16 protein-coding genes are annotated in these 16,284 nt (G+C 67.3%); 12 read left to right on the forward strand and 4 right to left on the reverse strand.

The features are described 5' to 3' along the window. Positions 1-55 precede the first annotated feature (55 nt). A complete protein-coding gene (locus CA951_RS18045; RefSeq protein WP_087558153.1) occupies positions 56-952 on the reverse strand; it encodes a LysR family transcriptional regulator in 897 nt (298 codons plus the stop codon). 227 nt (positions 953-1,179) lie between these two features. Between CA951_RS18045 and CA951_RS18050 the strand changes: the two genes are divergently transcribed. The 3 genes from CA951_RS18050 to CA951_RS18060 all read left to right on the forward strand — a co-directional run bounded on the left by CA951_RS18050 (position 1,180) and on the right by CA951_RS18060 (position 4,371). After that, the gene (locus tag CA951_RS18050) at positions 1,180-2,619 is read left to right on the forward strand and encodes an amino acid permease (protein ID WP_256973942.1); all 1,440 of its coding nucleotides are present in this window, start codon (positions 1,180-1,182) and stop codon (positions 2,617-2,619) included. A gap of 95 nt (positions 2,620-2,714) precedes the next feature. Beyond that, the gene (locus CA951_RS18055; RefSeq protein ID WP_087558154.1) at positions 2,715-3,680 is read left to right on the forward strand and encodes a zinc-binding dehydrogenase; all 966 of its coding nucleotides are present in this window, start codon (positions 2,715-2,717) and stop codon (positions 3,678-3,680) included. Positions 3,681-3,765: 85 nt separating this feature from the next. Then, complete coding sequence (locus CA951_RS18060) at positions 3,766-4,371, forward strand: CoA pyrophosphatase (RefSeq protein WP_087558155.1); 606 nt, start codon at positions 3,766-3,768, stop codon at positions 4,369-4,371. Positions 4,372-4,405: 34 nt separating this feature from the next. Here the strand turns inward: CA951_RS18060 and CA951_RS18065 are convergent, their stop codons facing one another. Beyond that, on the reverse strand, positions 4,406-5,038 hold the full coding sequence (locus CA951_RS18065) for a TetR/AcrR family transcriptional regulator (protein ID WP_179220230.1): 633 nt from the start codon (positions 5,036-5,038) through the stop codon (positions 4,406-4,408). A gap of 272 nt (positions 5,039-5,310) precedes the next feature. Between CA951_RS18065 and CA951_RS18070 the strand changes: the two genes are divergently transcribed. The 9 genes from CA951_RS18070 (at position 5,311) to CA951_RS18110 (ending at position 14,132) form a co-directional block, all read left to right on the forward strand. Then, positions 5,311-7,392, forward strand: a complete 2,082-nt coding sequence (locus CA951_RS18070) for an acetate--CoA ligase family protein (RefSeq protein ID WP_087558157.1) — start codon at positions 5,311-5,313, stop codon at positions 7,390-7,392. 85 nt (positions 7,393-7,477) lie between these two features. After that, positions 7,478-8,257, forward strand: coding sequence for an enoyl-CoA hydratase (locus tag CA951_RS18075; protein WP_218780507.1), 780 nt, complete (start codon positions 7,478-7,480; stop codon positions 8,255-8,257). Between the two features lie 14 nt (positions 8,258-8,271). After that, positions 8,272-9,432, forward strand: coding sequence for an iron-containing alcohol dehydrogenase (locus CA951_RS18080; protein WP_087558159.1), 1,161 nt, complete (start codon positions 8,272-8,274; stop codon positions 9,430-9,432). Positions 9,433-9,487: 55 nt separating this feature from the next. Further along, positions 9,488-11,035: a CoA-acylating methylmalonate-semialdehyde dehydrogenase gene (locus CA951_RS18085; RefSeq protein WP_087558160.1), complete on the forward strand. Its 1,548-nt coding sequence runs from the start codon at positions 9,488-9,490 to the stop codon at positions 11,033-11,035. Beyond that, positions 11,028-12,080: an enoyl-CoA hydratase/isomerase family protein gene (locus CA951_RS18090; protein ID WP_087558161.1), complete on the forward strand. Its 1,053-nt coding sequence runs from the start codon at positions 11,028-11,030 to the stop codon at positions 12,078-12,080. Before CA951_RS18085 ends, CA951_RS18090 begins: the two co-directional genes overlap by 8 nt. A 26-nt stretch (positions 12,081-12,106) precedes the next feature. After that, positions 12,107-12,922: an enoyl-CoA hydratase/isomerase family protein gene (locus CA951_RS18095; protein ID WP_087558162.1), complete on the forward strand. Its 816-nt coding sequence runs from the start codon at positions 12,107-12,109 to the stop codon at positions 12,920-12,922. A 280-nt stretch (positions 12,923-13,202) separates the two neighbouring features. Beyond that, positions 13,203-13,451, forward strand: a complete 249-nt coding sequence (locus CA951_RS18100; protein WP_256973993.1) for a cupin domain-containing protein — start codon at positions 13,203-13,205, stop codon at positions 13,449-13,451. Next, the gene (locus CA951_RS18105) at positions 13,429-13,716 is read left to right on the forward strand and encodes a hypothetical protein (RefSeq protein ID WP_143543067.1); all 288 of its coding nucleotides are present in this window, start codon (positions 13,429-13,431) and stop codon (positions 13,714-13,716) included. The genes CA951_RS18100 and CA951_RS18105 overlap by 23 nt, the downstream gene beginning before the upstream one ends. Further along, on the forward strand, positions 13,713-14,132 hold the full coding sequence (locus tag CA951_RS18110) for a thioesterase family protein (RefSeq protein ID WP_087558165.1): 420 nt from the start codon (positions 13,713-13,715) through the stop codon (positions 14,130-14,132). Before CA951_RS18105 ends, CA951_RS18110 begins: the two co-directional genes overlap by 4 nt. Positions 14,133-14,285: 153 nt before the next feature. Here CA951_RS18110 and CA951_RS42840 read toward each other — a convergent pair whose 3' ends face one another. Together CA951_RS42840 and CA951_RS18115 are read right to left on the reverse strand one after the other, a co-directional pair. Continuing rightward, positions 14,286-14,762, reverse strand: a complete 477-nt coding sequence (locus tag CA951_RS42840) for a hypothetical protein (protein WP_143543068.1) — start codon at positions 14,760-14,762, stop codon at positions 14,286-14,288. 190 nt (positions 14,763-14,952) lie between these two features. Continuing rightward, positions 14,953-16,164 (reverse strand): CdaR family transcriptional regulator, encoded by a 1,212-nt coding sequence (locus CA951_RS18115; protein ID WP_087558166.1) that lies wholly within the window; start codon positions 16,162-16,164, stop codon positions 14,953-14,955. Positions 16,165-16,284: the final 120 nt, after the last annotated feature.

Consider the following 16,284-nt stretch of genomic DNA (forward strand, 5'->3'; position numbering starts at 1 on the left):
GCGCTTTTCTCCCTGCGGCTCATGTTTCGGGTACGTGATCGTCTTTCGACCCCGGTCATCCGACCCGGGTGACCAAGCTGTCGTGGTTCGTGGCGATGGATCGCAGTGTCGCGATGGCGGTTCGGACTCTGGCGAGCCGTTGTAGTTCTCGCGGCACGATCAGCCAGTACTTGCGCAGTACGGTGACCTCCTCGGGCAGGATCCGCACCAGCGTCGGGTCCGGGTCGCCGATGTACAGGGGGAGGGCGGAGACGCCGAGGCCGGCGGCGGTGGCGGTCCACTGGCCGGTGATGTTGTTGGTCTGGATGCGCGTGCGGTGCCCGGGCAGGACCTCGTCGAGGATGCGCAGCGCCGGGACGTCGAGAAGGGAGTCGACGTACCCGATCAGCGGATGGTCGTGCAGGTCGAGGACGTGGGAGATCCGTGGATGTGACTCGAGGTATCCCGCGCTCGCGTACAGACCCAGTCGGTAGTCGGCGAGTTCGCTGATGTCCACCGCCCGCGGTGACGGCCGCTCGAGGGTCACGGCGACGTCGAACTCCCGGGTCGCGAGAACGTCATGCCTTGTGGCGGTGACGATTTCGATGTCGAGGTCGGGGTTCTGTGAGCACAACTCGTCGAGGTGGGGGGCGAGGATGAATGCCCCGAACCCGTCCGGGGTGGCGACTCGCACGGTTCCCGACAGTCGCCCGCCGCCCGAGGCGGCTCCTTCCATCGCCGCGAGCAACGCGGATTCGATCGACTCCGCGTGTACCACCAACTCGTGTCCGGCGTCGGTAAGCACCCACCCGGTCGGTGCTCGGTCGAACAGCCGGTTCCCCAGTGCCCGCTCGAGGGCGGTGATCCGCCGGCCCACGGTCGAGTGGTTGACACCGAGTCCTTTGCCCGCCGCCACCAGGCGACCGGTCCGGGCCACTTCGAGGAAATAACGCAGGTCGTCGGCATCGATCACACCTCACACTAACCGGACGCTGTGCAAATATGCACAGGTGTGTGCCCAATTCGGTGTTGTGATCTGCACCGAACGCAGTGAGACTTGGTTCACACCCCGATGCGGCCGACCCGAATCGACCCGGCTTGGCCGCGCAGAGATCCTTCGACTCGAGTGGTGCCCAGCGGGAGCGAGCCGCCGCCGGGACTCGGGTTCCGCTCCGTATCCCCTGCAATGAGGAGAAACACGTGCAAGACATCGACACCCACGGAGGGCTGCACACTCCGTTGAAGCAGAAGCACCTGACGATGATCGCGTTGGGTGGAACGATGGGGGCGGGGCTGTTCATCGGTTCGGGGGCGATCATCAGCGCGGTCGGACCGGCCGCCATCGTCACCTACGCCCTGACCGGGGTGCTGATCCTGCTGGTGATGCGGATGCTCGGTGAGATGGCCGTCGCAAACCCGCGGACCGGATCGTTCACCGATTACGCCCGCGACGCCATGGGGAACTGGGCAGGCTTCTCCACGGCCTGGCTGTACTGGTATTACCAGATGGTCGTCGTCGGATTCGAGGCCGTCGTCGGAGCGCAACTGCTGCAACGCTGGATCCACGGTGTGCCCGCCTGGCTCCTATCGGTCATGCTGCTGCTGGCACTGACCCTGGTGAATCTGGTGTCGGTCGGCAACTTCGGCAGATTCGAGTACTGGTTCGCCGGCATCAAGGTCGCCGCCGTCGTCGCGTTCGTCGGGGTCGGCGTGCTGTTCGTCCTCGGACTGTGGCCGAACGCGACCATCGACTTCTCCAACCTCACCGCACACGGTGGGCTCGCCCCCAACGGTGTGCTGCCGATGCTCTCCGGTGTCGTCGTCGTCATCTTCTCCATGGTCGGCGCCGAGGTGGTCACCGTGGCCGCCGCCGAGTCGAAGGAGCCGGGCCTGGCGATCAAGCGCGCCGTCAACGCCGTGATCTACCGCGTGCTGTTCTTCTTCGTCACGTCCTCGCTGATCATCGTCACCATCGTCCCGTGGGATTCGATCCCGACCGGGGACTCCCCGTTCCTGCACGTGCTGCAGGTGCTCAACATTCCCGGTGTCGCCGACATCCTCAACGTCGTCATCCTGATCGCGGTGCTCTCCTGCCTGAACATCGGCCTGTACTCGACCTCGCGGATGCTGTTCACCCTCGGCTCGAACGGTGAATGCCCCAAGTGGATGACCTCGGTGAACAAGCGTGGTGTCCCGGTCTGGGGTGTGCTCTCGTGCACCACGATCGGCTACGGGTGCATCGCTGTCGCCTATTTCTACCCCGACAGTGTCTTCCTGTTCCTGATCAACGCCTCCGGCGCGATGATCCTGTTCGTCTATCTGATGATCTGCATCTCGCAGATCATTCTCCGCAAGAAGAACGAGCGGGAGCACGGTGGGAAGCTCGAGTTCAAGATGTGGCTGTTCCCGTTCCTGTCGATCGCGGTGACCGCTGTCATCGTGTTCATCCTGGCAACTATGCTGTGGGACAGCACCTCCCGAATCTCACTGCTGCAAGGTTTGGCAGTGTGGGCGGTCATCCTCATCGCCTTCGGTATCAAGACCGTCCGCGAGCGATCACGGTCCGCTCTCACGCCCGGTTCAAGCACCGACCTGAACGAATCCCCGATCTCCGAAACACGAGACCCCGAAAAGGTCTGATCGTTTCGACTACTCCCGCCTGTACCCCGCGCACCCTGCCGGGGTACAGGTGTCGTCGAGGATCGACCCTCGACTGAAATACGAAAGGTTCCACCATGCTTGCCGCCTACGCCAATGCCATCGATCCCGACGACCCCGTTTCCGGCCTCGTCGTCGGTGAGCGTCCCGACCCGCAACCTCGTGAGGGGTGGACGACGGTGACGGTGAAAGCGGCGGCACTGAACCACCACGACCTGTGGACTCTGCGCGGGGTGGGTATCCGCCCGGATCAGCTGCCGATGATCCTCGGTGGCGATGCTGCCGGGATCGACGAGGACGGCAACGAGGTCGTCGTGCACTCGGTGATCACCTCGCCCGGGTGGACCGGGGACGACACCCTCGACCCCAAGCGCTCACTGCTCTCGGAGGTCTACGACGGCACCCTGGCCGAGAAGGTGCTGGTCCCGCGCCGCAACCTGGTGGCCAAGCCGGCGTCGTTGACGTTCGAGCAGGCCGCGTGCCTGCCGACCGCGTGGCTGACCGCGTACCGAATGTTGTTCGTCAAGGCGAACCTGGCGCCGGGCTCGACAGTGCTGATCCAGGGAGCCGGGGGCGGGGTGTCGACGGCGTCGATCGCCCTCGGTAAGGCCGCGGGTCTGCGGGTGTGGGTCACCGGCCGCAGCGAGGCCAAGCGCGATGCCGCACTTGCGCTGGGCGCCGATCAGGTCTTCGAGTCCGGGGCACGGCTGCCCGAGCGGGTCGACGCGGTGATCGACAACGTCGGCCAGGCCACCTGGGCGCACTCGCTGAAATCGCTCAAGCCGGGTGGGGCGATCGTGACCTGCGGGGCCACCTCCGGCCCCAACCCCCCGTCGGATCTGAACCGGGTGTTCTTCCTCCAATTGCAGGTGCTCGGTTCGACGATGGGCACCCGCGAGGAACTGCAGCAACTCCTCGCCCTGCTCGACACCACCGGTCTGCGCCCGCAGGTCGACTCGGTGCTGCCGCTGGCGGACGCCGAGTCCGCGCTCAAGAAGCTCGCCAACGGCGATGTCCAGGGAAAGATCGTGTTGGTTCCCTAAGAGGTAAACCGGGTGGGTGGAGACGGCTTCGGGCCGCCTCCGCCCACCTGCCCGGGGTGGATGGGAAGTCCCAGAAGGGGGCAGTATGTCGACGCTCAACCGGTTCGAACTCTCCCGATCGATCGGACGATTCCGGGCGGTCAAGCTGCCCCTCGACGGCCGCCGGGCCGCCGCGGTCTGTATCGCGGTCCTGACCACCGACGGTGAACCGGCGATCTGGCTGACCGAACGATCGTCGTCGTTGCGGGCCCATCCCGGCCAGTTCGCCTTACCCGGTGGGCGTATCGACCCCAACGAGACCGCCGCCGAAGCGGCCCTGCGGGAGCTGGAGGAAGAACTCGGGGTCCACGCCCATCACGGCCAGATCATCGGCGAACTCGACGACTTCGCCACCAAATCCGGTTTCGTCATCACCCCGTTCGTGGTGTGGATCGGTGACTTCACCGGCACCCTGCACCCGAACCCCGCCGAGGTCGCCCACGTGCACACCGTCACCATGGACGAGGTGGACGCCGACCCCCGATTCGTCACCGACCCCCGAGTCGACGCGCCGATCCTGCAATGGCCCTTCCGCGACGTCGACGTCCACGCCCCGACTGCGGCCATCCTCTACCAGTTCCGCGAAGTGGTGCTGCGCCGGCGCCATACCCGCGTCGCCCATGTCGGTCAGCCGGTATTCGCCTGGCAGTGATCAGCCGTCGCGGCCGGTCCAGCCCTATGAAGCATCACTTGTCGCCCTCGGCTTCGAACCTGGTTCCCAGCAGCAGCCCGGTGACGTGCCGCAGCATCCGGGTGTTGCGCTCGGGGGTGTAGTCGGTCAGCGCGATGGCCACTGCGGTCATCAAACCGTCTATGGCGCAAATGATTCCGTCCGCCACCTCATCGGCGGACGCGGTCGGGTGGAAGACCCCGTCGCGCCGACCGGCGTCGATCACCTCGACAAGCTTCGCGCGCCACGCCGCGTAGATCCGCGCCACGTCCGGAATGAACTGCTCGTTGCGGCTGGCCACCGACGTCGTCGCCAACCACACCGTGCACCGCTCCCGGTCGGTGATGGCGTGCTCGAGCAACGAGACCATTTTCGTGGCGGGATCGTCGATGTCGTTGGCGAACGTCGCCCATTCCTCGACACGCCGCATACTCGCCGCGCCGAGCATCGCCTCGATCACCTGGTCACGGTTGTCGAAGTAGTGCTGAATCTTCCCGATGGAGACTCCCGCCTCCCGCGCGATGTCGCGAAGGCGCACCTTCTCGATACCGTGCACGCCGATCAGCCGCTCGGCAGCCTCGAGGATGCGCCGCCGGCTCGCGGTGACGAGCGGATCCTCGCTCACCTGTGTCACATCCGCTGCAGTCATCAGTTCGTTCACAACCCCTCTACCTGCATCTCTCCGCATTCTTCGAACGCGCAGGTCGCCTCCCGATCGTAACGTCCGGCACGTAACGCCCCAGAGGTGCCGTGTCGAGACCGGGTCTCGGGCAGTCCTGCCGCCGTAGGTCGGGAACCATCCCTCTTGACCTCACAATAATTCCATATTATTTTGGGATCCACATCACATACTTCCGCAGCATTTCCACTCGTTCCGCTGCCACCACCACCCCACCCGCTTCCGAAGACGGAGATCTCTCGATGACCTCACTCGCCCTCGCGCCGCCTCTCACCAGGCGGGACCTGACCGCCCTGTTCGACCCGTCCTCCATCGCGATCGTCGGAGCGAGCAACGATCCCGCCAAGTACGGCAACTGGCTCGCCGTGCGCGCGTTGCGAGATCAGATCCGGCGACCGGCGTACCTGATCAACAAGACCCGGCCGACGATCCTCGACCACCCCGCGGTACCGAGCCTGACCGCCCTGGACGCTGCCGTCGATCTCGCGGTCATCGCCGTACCGGCAGCCGGATTCGACGAGGCCGTCGACGACGCCATCGCCGCCAACGTCAGGGCGATCGTCGCGATCACCGCAGGACTGGGGGAGTCCGGCGCCGAGGGCCTCGCCCGGCAGAACGCCCTCGTCGCACGTCTGCGGGACGCCGGAATTCCGATGCTCGGACCGAACTGCCTCGGCGTGCTCGACAACACCACCGGCCTCGACGCCACGGTCAACGAATTCCGGCCCGGATCGGTGTCGATCATCTCCCAGAGCGGCAACGTCGCCATCGACCTGGCCGAGCACTTCACCGAGCAGGGCCTCGGCGTCGCCCGGTTCGCCAGCCTGGGCAACTGCGCCGACCTCGATGTCGCCGACCTGATCGACAGTTGCGTCGACCACGAGGGCACCGCGGCGATCGCGGTGTACTGCGAGGGCTTCAAGGACGGCCGCAAGTTCGCCCGCGCCGCCGCCCGCGCCGCCGATGCCGGCAAGCCCGTCGTGCTGCTGTCGGTGGGCCGCGGCGCCGCCTCCACCCGCGGCGCCGCCTCGCACACCGGTTCGCTGGTGACCTCCAGCGTCGTCCTCGAGGCCGTGTGTGAAGCGACCGGAACCGAACTGGTCTCGAGCCCGTTCGAGATGGCCAACCTGCTCCAAGCCCTCGTCCGCACCCGCCCGCCGGCCGGGTCGCGGGTCGCCGTGCTCGCCGACGGCGGCGGCCACGCCTCCCTGGCCAGCGACAGCCTCGAGGACGCCGGGCTGCACGTCGAGGAGTTCTCGGCCGAACTCTCCGCCCGGGTGGCCGGTGAACTGCCCCCGACCGCGGCAACATCGAACCCGATCGACCTCGCCGGCGGCGGAGAGCAGGACATCACCTGCTTCGCCCGCGTCGCCCAACGGCTCATCGACGCCCCCGAGACCGACGCGGTCCTGATGACCGGCTTCTTCGGCGGCTACGGCGACTACGACCCCGCGGTCGCGCCCGGCGAGATTCAGGCCGGCCACGACATCGGTGCCCTCGTCGCCGAGTCCGAGGCCAGCTTCATCGCCCAGACCATGTTCGCCGACTCCAAGCCCGCGCAGGCGCTGCGAGAGAGCGGAATCGCCGTCTACCGCAACGTCGAACACGCCACCTGGGCTCTGAGCCGGCTGACCCGACGCGCCCAGGCCGGTGCGCACCCGCTGCCGGTACTGCCCGAGCCGACCGCGCCGCTGACCGAGACCGGGTACTGGCCGGCCCGCCGCGCCCTGACCGCCGCCGGGATCCCCTTCGTTCCCGCCGCCGAGGTGTCGACCCTCGCCGAACTCGAGACCGCGGTCGCCGGATTGCAGTTCCCGCTCGTCCTCAAGGCCCTCGGCGACGAGCACAAGTCCGACAACGGCGGCGTCATCCTCAACATCGCCGACCACACCGCCCTGGTCGAAGCCTGGGACGACGTCCACGCGCGGCTGGCACCCCCGGTCTGCTCCATCGAGGAGATGGCCGACCTCTCCGGCGCGGTCGAATTGATCATCGGCGTGCGCCGCGACCCGACATTCGGACCGATCGTCCTCGTCGGCATCGGCGGCGTCTACACCGAACTCCTCGAGGACACCCGCTGCGCCCTCGGCCCGATCACCGCCGCCCAGGCCCGTGAGCTGCTGCTGTCGCTGCGAGGGTCCGCGCTGCTCACCGGTTTCCGCGGCAAGCCCGCCGTCGACGTCGACGCCGCCGCCAACCTCGTCGCGACCCTCTCGGCCTACGCCGCCGAGCACCCGGAGATCGGCGAAATCGAATGCAACCCGATCGCGGTCACCCCCACCGCCGCCGTGGCCCTCGACGCCCGCATCATTCTCGACCACTGACAACCCCAGTCCACCAATGATTCCCACAAGGAGTGACAGATCGATGACCGATATCGCCGAACTCAGCGCACCGTCCACCGACACCGTGAGCACCTACAATTTCCTGATCGTCGAACGCCGGGGCCCGGTCGCGGTGATCACCCTCAACCGGCCGAAGGCCCTCAACGCCCTGTGCAACGAGCTCACCGAGGAACTCACCGCGGCCCTGGACGTCACCGAGGCCGACGACAGCATCGGCGCGGTCGTCCTCACCGGCAGCGCGAAGGCGTTCGCCGCGGGCGCGGACATCAAGGAGATGCAGCCGAAGTCGTTCACCGACGTCTATCTCGAGGATTTCATCACCGCCAGTTGGGAACGCGCCTCCACCACCCGTAAGCCGATCATCGCCGCGGTCGCCGGCTACGCCCTCGGCGGCGGCGCGGAACTGGCCATGAGCTGCGACATGATCATCGCCGCCGACACCGCGAAGTTCGGTCAGCCCGAGATCACCATCGGCATCCTGCCCGGCGCCGGCGGCACCCAGCGCCTGACCCGGGCGGTCGGCAAGTCCAAGGCCATGGACATGGTGCTGACCGGCCGCACCATTGACGCCGAGGAAGCCGAGAAGATCGGTCTCGTCGCCCGCATCGTGCCTGCCGACGACTTGATCGAGGAGGCGGTCGCGATCGCGCAGAAGATCGCCGGGTTCTCCCGCCCGTCGGTGCTGATGGCGAAGGAGGCCGTGAACTCCGCGTTCGAGACCACCCTCGCGGAGGGAATGCGGTTCGAGCGGCGCCTGTTCCACGCCGCGTTCGCCACCGACGGCCAGACCGAGGGCATGGCCGCGTTCCTCGACAAGCGCAAGCCCACCTTCAACCACCGCTGACAGGAGACCCGATTATGGCTGCACCCATTGCACTCCCGCGGATCATGCGGATCGGCGGCGGCGCCGTCGCCGAGATCGGCGAGGTCGTCTCGGGCCTCGGGCTCACCCGCCCACTGGTGGTCACCGACTCCTTCCTCGTCTCCACCGGCGCCGCCGAACAGATGATCAAGACCCTCGAAGCGGCCGGTCTGACGCCGCGGTTGTTCGACGGCACCGTCCCCGACCCCACCACCGACTCCCTCGACGCCGGCGTCGCCGCCATCGCCGAGCACGACGCCGACTCGGTCATCGGATTCGGTGGCGGCAGCCCGATGGACACCGCCAAGGCCCTCGGGATCCTCGGCAGCCAGGGCGGGCAGATGCGCGACTACAAGGCCCCCCGCAACAACACCGGACCCGCCCTGCCGGTCATCGCCGTCCCGACCACCGCCGGCAGCGGGTCGGAGGCCACCCAGTTCACGGTCATCACCGACAGCGCCTCCGACGAGAAGATGCTCTGCCCGGGCCTGGCGTTCCTGCCGGTCGCCGCGGTGATCGACTACGAGCTGACGGTGTCGATGCCGCCGCGGCTGACCGCGGACACCGGCGTCGACGCCCTCACCCACGCGATCGAGGCATACGTCAGTAAGAAGGCGAACCCGTTCGCGGACAGCCTCGCCCTGACCGCGATCGCGACGATCGGCCGGGTGCTGCGCCGCGCCTACACCGACGGCACCGACGCCGAGGCACGCGAGCAGATGATGCTCGCCGCCACCCAGGCCGGCATCGCGTTCTCCAACTCCTCCGTCGCCCTGGTGCACGGGATGAGCCGGCCGATCGGCGCGCACTTCCACGTCGCACACGGCCTGTCCAACGCCATGCTCTTCCCCGCGGTCACCGCGTTCTCGGTGACCGCCGCCGAATCCCGCTACGCCGACTGCGCCCGCGCCCTCGGCGTCGCGACCACCGGCGACACCGACACCGTCGCCGCGAACAACCTCGTCGCCGCGCTGCGGGAGCTGTGCCGGGACGTGGCCGTGCCCACCCCCAAGGCCTACGGCATCGACAAGGGCCGGTGGGACGAGCTGATCCCGCTGATGGCCGCGCAGGCCCTGGCCTCCGGGTCACCGAACAACAACCCGCTCGTCCCGACCGACGCGGAGATCCGCGACCTCTACGCCCAGATCTACGGCTGACCGTCCACGTCGTCACGCGACACCTGTAGCTGAACCACTTCGAGGAGAATTCTTCATGACTGCCACCATCCCCGCCCAGGCGCCGGGTACCACCGCATCCGGTGCGCCGGTCGACATCGACCACTACATCGCCGGCCGCGTCGACGCCCGCGGGGCCGAGTCCCGCGCCGACGTCTACAACCCGGCCACCGGGCAGGTCACCGGCCGGGTGGCGATGGCCACCACCGCCGACGTCGACGCCGCCGTGGCGGACGCCGCCGCCGCGTTTCCGGCCTGGTCGGCCACCCCCGCCCACATCCGGGCACGGGTACTGTTCCGGTTCCGCGACCTGGTCGATCAGCACGCCGACCGGCTCGCCGCGATCATCACCGCCGAGCACGGCAAGGTCCTCTCCGACGCCAAGGGCGAGGTGATCCGCGGCCTCGAGGTCGTCGAATTCGCCTGCGGCATCCCACAGCAGCTCAAGGGTGAGTTCTCCGAGAACGTCGGCCGCGCCGTCGACGGGGTCACCTTCCGCCAGCCGCTCGGCGTCGTCGCCGGGATCTCCCCGTTCAACTTCCCCGCCATGGTCCCGATGTGGATGTTCCCCGTCGCCCTGGCCTGCGGGAACACCTTCGTGATGAAGCCGTCCGAGAAGGACCCCACCCTCAGCGTCGAACTCGCCAAGCTGCTCACCGAGGCCGGCCTGCCGGACGGGGTGTTCAACGTCGTGCACGGCGACAAGATCGCCGTCGACGCCCTGCTCACCCACCAGCAGGTCGAGGCGATCAGCTTCGTCGGTTCCACCCCGATCGCCGAGTACATCCACACCACCGCCGCCGCGCAGGGCAAACGCGTTCAGGCCCTCGGCGGGGCGAAGAACCACATGGTGATCATGCCGGACGCCGACCTCGACCAGGCTGTGTCCGCCCTGATGGGCGCCGCCTACGGTTCCGCCGGGGAGCGGTGCATGGCGATCTCCATCGCCGTCCCGGTCGGCGAGGACACCGCGAACGCCCTGCGCGAGCGGGTGATCGCCGCCCTGGCCGATCTGAAGGTCGGGCCCGGCACCGAACCCGATGTGGAGATGGGCCCGCTGGTGACCGGGGTGCACCGCGACAAGGTCGCCTCCTACATCGACATCGGTGTCGACGAGGGCGCCGAACTCGTCGTCGACGGCCGGCAGAGCATTCCGGCAGCCGGTGGGGAGGGGTTCTTCCTCGGCGGCACCCTGTTCGACCACGTCACCCCGACCATGCGGATCTACCTCGAGGAAATCTTCGGACCGGTCCTGTCCATCGTCCGCGCCGCATCCTTCGAGGAAGCACTGCAGTTGGTCAACGACCACGAATTCGGCAACGGCACCGCCATCTTCACCGCCGACGGCAACACCGCCCGCACCTACCTCGCGCAGGTCAAGGCCGGCATGGTCGGCGTCAACGTCCCGATCCCGGTGCCGATGGCGTTCCACTCCTTCGGCGGCTGGAAGCGGTCGCTGTTCGGTGATCACCACATCCACGGACCCGAAGGCGTCCGGTTCTACACCCGCAACAAGACCGCCACCACCCGCTGGCCCAACGACTCCCAGGTCCGCGCCGACTTCTCCATGCCCACCCATGAGTGACGCAGCGACCGTGACCACCGCCGCGCTCGCCGACACCGTCCGCGCCGAACGGCGCGGCGACATCGGGGTCGTCACCCTCGACCGGGTCAAGGCCCTCAACGCCCTGACCACCGAGATGGTGGACTCCCTCGACACGGTGCTGGCCGGGTGGGAGACCGCCGGCCTTCGGGCCGTGGTGCTCGACAGCGCCAGCCCGAAGGCGTTCTGCGCGGGCGGCGACATCCGCGCCGTCCAGGAGAACAGCCTGGCCGGCGACCCGGAAGCGAGCGAGCGGTTCTTCGCCACCGAGTACCGCCTCAACGCCCGCATCGCCGAGTACCCGGTCCCGTTCATCTCGCTCATCGACGGCATCTGCATGGGCGGCGGGATGGGCCTGTCGATTCACGGGACCTTCCGGGTGGTCACCGACAACGCCACCCTCTCGATGCCCGAGACCGGGATCGGGTTCTTCCCCGACGTCGGCGCCAGCTACTTCCTCTCCCGGCTGCCGGGAGCACTAGGGGTCTACCTCGGACTGACCGGGGCTCGGGTCTCGGCGGCCGACGCCCTCTACACCGGGCTGGCCACCCACTACGTCGATACCGCCGCGATCGCACTGGTCCCGGCAGCGCTCGCCGATCACCCCCATCAGCCGATCGACGAGATTCTCCGTACCCTCTCGACCGGCCCGGCGCCGGTTACCGAGAGCACCCTGGCCGAACACCGCGCTCTGATCGACTGGTGCTTCAGCGCGGACTCCCTCGCCGAGATCGACGGGCGGCTCGCCGCCGCGGGCGGGGACTGGGCGGCCGGCACCCGCGCCGTGCTGGCCCGGCTGTCGCCGCAAAGCCTGCAGTTGACCCTCGAACTGCTGGCCTGGGGCAAGCAACGCACCCTCCGCGAGTGCCTCGATGCCGAACTCGCCCTCACCCGGGACGTCATCCGCACCCCGGACTTCATCGAGGGCATCCGCGCCGCCCTGGTCGACAAGGACCGCAACCCCCAGTGGGCGGCCTCGCGTTTCCTCGGCCTCGACGGCGACGGCCGACCCCGATGGCTGCACTAACCCATTTCGACGAAGGAACGAGTGACATGTCCGATGTAGTGCTCTACGAAACCGACGGCCCGATCGCCACGATCACCCTCAACCGCCCCGACAAACTCAACGCCATCAGCACCGAGGTCGTCCTCGAACTCGACAAGCGCATCGCCCAGGCCGGCGCCGACGACTCGATCAAGGTCGTCCTCATCGCCGCGAACGGCCGCGCGTTCTCCGCCGGATTCGACATCAACGACGAAATCGAAGACAAAACCGAAACTCCGCTCGAATGGCTGCCGGTGCTGCGCCGCGACGCCGACGTCACCATGCGCGTGTGGTCCTGCCCGAAGCCGACCATCGCCGTCGTGCAGGGCTACTGCCTGGCCGGTGCCTGCGAGATCGCGATGGCCTGCGACATCATCGTCGCCGCCGAGGACGCGAAGTTCGGCGAACCCGAAATCCAGTACGGCTCAGGGCCTGTCACCTTGCTGATGCCGTTCATCCTCGGGCAGAAGAAGACCAACGAACTGCTCTTCACCGGCGACAAGATCGGCGCCGAGGAAGCACTCTCGCTCGGGCTGATCAACAAGGTCGTCCCGCGCGACGAACTCGAATCCGCCGCCCGCGAACTGGCCCTGCGAATCGCCCCCACCCCGCTGCCGATCCTGCAGCTGACCAAGCAGGCCCTCAACCGCGCCTACGAAGCCAAGGGCCTGCGCACCGCCGTCAATGCCAACATCGACATCTCGGCGATCCTCAACGGCGCCAACACACCCGAGCAGCAGGAATTCGAAAAGGTCGCCTCCGAGAAGGGCCTCAAGGCCGCGCTCGCCTGGCGCGACGAACGCTACAGCGCCGTCAAGGCCTGACCAGCGACGCAATCGTCGGGGCCGCCACCGCGGCGGCCCCGACACGCGTCAGCACCCGGCGGTGGCGTCAGCACAGCACCATCGAGGAAGGAGTCGAGCATGATCGAACGAGCAGGGGCGGTGACCGTCGACCATGCACTGCACGAGGGCAGCGCGCCCACCCGCATTCAGTGGCACTTCATGAAGGATTCCTCGCTTCCGGTGGCCGTGCACACCTGGGATCTGCCCGTCGGCGCCTCCGAAGGTCTCCACGTCCATCCTGCGCCTCGAGGAGCTCTACATCCTCGTCAGTGGCAGCGCCTCCATGAGCATGGACGGTGTCGACTACCAGTTGAGGCCGGGCGATTCGATGCTCGCCAAACCCGGCATCGTGCACGACTTCCGCAACACCGGCACCGAGGCCGCCCGGGTGATCGTGGTGTGGGGCAGACCCGGAACTGCGATGGACTGGACGCAATGGGTCACCGGACGTAAGACCGACCAAGCCGGCCGGGAAGCGGGCGAGGATGTTCGACCAGACCATAGCTGACCTCGCAATGACCGGTGGACATCTGACGACGGCCGGCACCATGCTCACAGTCCTCACTAGCGCGTGGCTCGACCACCCCGGACACGGACTGACCGGCGCCGGCCTCACCCTTCTGGGTGGAGTGTTGATCGCAATCGGCAGCCTCACCGTCGCCCTCGCCGGGCCCCTGATCCGCTACGGCACCCCACCGAGGTCACCAGCCGCAACGCAGAGGTCGATCCCCAATACCTGGCCGTACCCACACGATCCCGGAACGCGACAATGAGCGACCACTTCAGCTGGACCTCCTCGATCCCACTGCGGTGGAGAGATCTCGACGCCCAGCAGCACGTGTTCCACGGCGTCCACGTCACACTCTTCGACCAAGCCCGCGGAAATATGCTCGCTGCCGCGCTCACCCAGCCAGATCCCCTCTACGTCATTGCCCGCTTGGATCTGGAATATCTCCACGAACTCACCCTCAACGACTCCCCGGTAGAGGTGACCTCGACCGTGGTGAACGTCGGAACCACCAGTATCACCACCCAAGAACGCATCAGTGACCGACACGGACAAGACATTGCCTACGCAACAGCAGTCCTGGTGTGGTGGGAGAAGGAAACCGGCGCGAAACGCGCCCTCACCGATACGGAACGAACCGCACTACTCAATCACGCCGCGACTAGACCACACAGCGCCTAGCCGGCAGAGCGTTAGGTGTAGGTTCCGCGGCTCCGTGTCACTTCTCGGGGCCTGCAACCTGCGGTTTCTCAGCGTCGTGTCAGTGCTTGATTCTCACGAACGTGTCGGAATCCTCAGCCTGGTCGCCATCCCGTTAGCGGATCGATTGCCGGGCTATCGACCCGGCGGTGGAGGCGTGCGCAGGACCCTCGGCTCTTCTCCTCTTTTCGCGAAGAGCAACACCCCAGGGTCCTCTCCTTTGGGCAGAGCCGCGCAGGCAAAACACAGCTCAAATTCCGGAACTACGGCCGTCAGAGCGAGCTCGATCTCGTTGCCGCGGCCAGTCACGGCGATCACCTGATCAATGTTCGGGTGAGCTCGCACCATCACGAAGCAGGGAAGATCGCGAGATGTTCCGCGCCATTCGTTAACTGGGGAATCGGGATAGAGCGGGGGCCCCTCGAATCCGCTACTTAGCACTCTCTTGCCGTTGCGGCGCACGTCGAGATGGGTTGAGAGGTTACCTTCCGGCGCCGACGGGTCAGCCGCTTGCCACCCGCAGGTCACCTTCCATTCGAGGCCTTCTTCGAGCGTTCCAGAGAGGATCTCGATGGCTGGGTCCTCATGTGGAGCGGGTCCGTCAACGCCCATTCTTCGAGAGTTCCAGAGGGATCATCCGAACGCAATCGCGATTGGACTGGTCGTTCCACGTCAGGAACCTTCACCGGCGCGAGGCTGGCGCTCAGCGCATGGTGAACAGTGGTCGACGCGCGTCCCGAAAGCGGATCCTTCATCGGTCACCAGCAGCGGCGGGTCGACGGGGACCGTCCGTTCTCATGGATCATTGCCGGGTGTCGGTGAGGTGGTGGTGCAGTTTGAGCGCGATGTGGAGTGAGGTGGCGCGCCAGCCGTCGTCGAGGGCGTCCGCGCCGAGGAGTTCGCGGATTCGGTTGAGTCGGTAGTACAGGGTCGCTCGGTGGATCGAGAGGGCTTCGCAGGTGGTGTCGACGCGGCGCCCGGCGTCGAGGTAGGCGATGACCGTTTTCCAGTGCTCGGCGCTGCCGGTGCGCAGTAGCAGGTCGGCGTCCTCGCTGATCTCTCGCACGGTGTCCGGTTCTATCGGTCTGCCGTACAGCAGGCGCCAGGTTCCCAGATCTTCCCATCTCCGAAAGCTCTTCTGCCCTATGCGGGGCGCGGAGAGGGTGGCGGCGAATGCGGCACGGTGCGTGGACTGTTCCAGGTCTGGCGCGGTTGCGGCAGTGGCGGTGCCTGCCGCGGTCACCTCGTAGCCGGCCGCGCGCACGGTGCGCACCAGCGTCGATTCGAATTCCCCAATCTCACCGGGCGTGGCGATCTTGGTGACGGTGACCAGTTGGTCGTCGGTGTACCGGGCCAGGAATGGGCGCGTGAACTGGCGTCGGGCCAGCTCCAACGGGAGGTCGCGCCCCTCCCGGTCCGACTGCGTTCGGCCGCGGCGCGGCCGGAGATCGGCGACGTGCACGATCAGGTTTCCCCGGGTGGTGAGGTAGTTGCGGTCCACCGCCTCCTGGACGGCCGCCGCCGCGGACTGGGGAGTGATGGCGGCAGCGAGGAGTCGGGCGAGGTCGTCTGCGCGGGAGCGGATTTCGGTGTCGTCGGAGGCCAGTAGGGGCGCCAGCGCCGCAGCGGTGCGACCGGCCTCGGCCATGTCGATATCGCTGACCGGTGGCTCGTCGAACAACCACAGGTAGCCGAGCAGTAGGCCCTCCGCTCTGATGGGGAAGCAGACCCGCGGGAGCATGCCGTACTCGTCGTTGCCCGGCAGCCGCACCGGCTCGGTGGAAGTGGCGACCCCGAGGCTCAGCATCCACGGCAACGGAGGTGTCGGGGGCGCGCGGTCAATGATCGCGGTGACCCGGATCTGGTCGATCGGCCCGGTCTGGGCGCTCGCGCACAGCAGCTCGAAGCGGGGATTGTCGACGGCAACCGAGCGGTGCAGCGCGTCGGCCAGGTCGTCGACGAGAGCCTGCATCTCGCTGAGGCGGCTCGGCCCGTTTCCGTCGACCTTAGACATATGTCGAAGGTACTCGAGATGGGTGGCTAGAGACAACGCACTGGTCAGAGCGCCACGATGGAAGTCACTGGAACTGCGACCCGGGTCACATCGGGAGTAGCCGGGTAGACGTAGAGAAGT

The sequence above is a fragment of the Rhodococcus sp. NCIMB 12038 genome (assembly GCF_002165735.1).
Classification (GTDB): Bacteria; Actinomycetota; Actinomycetes; order Mycobacteriales; family Mycobacteriaceae; genus Rhodococcus_F.

Excerpts from the sequence above, each read along its gene's own strand:
- CA951_RS18055 (WP_087558154.1), top strand. The coding sequence starts at position 2,715 with ATGCTTGCCGCCTACGCCAATGCCATCGATCCCGACGACCCCGTTTCC.
- CA951_RS18060 (WP_087558155.1), top strand. The coding sequence starts at position 3,766 with ATGTCGACGCTCAACCGGTTCGAACTCTCCCGATCGATCGGACGATTC.
- CA951_RS18065 (WP_179220230.1), bottom strand. The coding sequence starts at position 5,038 with ATGACTGCAGCGGATGTGACACAGGTGAGCGAGGATCCGCTCGTCACC.
- CA951_RS18070 (WP_087558157.1), top strand. The coding sequence starts at position 5,311 with ATGACCTCACTCGCCCTCGCGCCGCCTCTCACCAGGCGGGACCTGACC.
- CA951_RS18080 (WP_087558159.1), top strand. The coding sequence starts at position 8,272 with ATGGCTGCACCCATTGCACTCCCGCGGATCATGCGGATCGGCGGCGGC.
- CA951_RS18085 (WP_087558160.1), top strand. The coding sequence starts at position 9,488 with ATGACTGCCACCATCCCCGCCCAGGCGCCGGGTACCACCGCATCCGGT.
- CA951_RS18090 (WP_087558161.1), top strand. The coding sequence starts at position 11,028 with ATGAGTGACGCAGCGACCGTGACCACCGCCGCGCTCGCCGACACCGTC.
- CA951_RS18095 (WP_087558162.1), top strand. The coding sequence starts at position 12,107 with ATGTCCGATGTAGTGCTCTACGAAACCGACGGCCCGATCGCCACGATC.
- CA951_RS18105 (WP_143543067.1), top strand. The coding sequence starts at position 13,429 with ATGTTCGACCAGACCATAGCTGACCTCGCAATGACCGGTGGACATCTG.
- CA951_RS18110 (WP_087558165.1), top strand. The coding sequence starts at position 13,713 with ATGAGCGACCACTTCAGCTGGACCTCCTCGATCCCACTGCGGTGGAGA.
- CA951_RS42840 (WP_143543068.1), bottom strand. The coding sequence starts at position 14,762 with ATGGGCGTTGACGGACCCGCTCCACATGAGGACCCAGCCATCGAGATC.
- CA951_RS18115 (WP_087558166.1), bottom strand. The coding sequence starts at position 16,164 with ATGTCTAAGGTCGACGGAAACGGGCCGAGCCGCCTCAGCGAGATGCAG.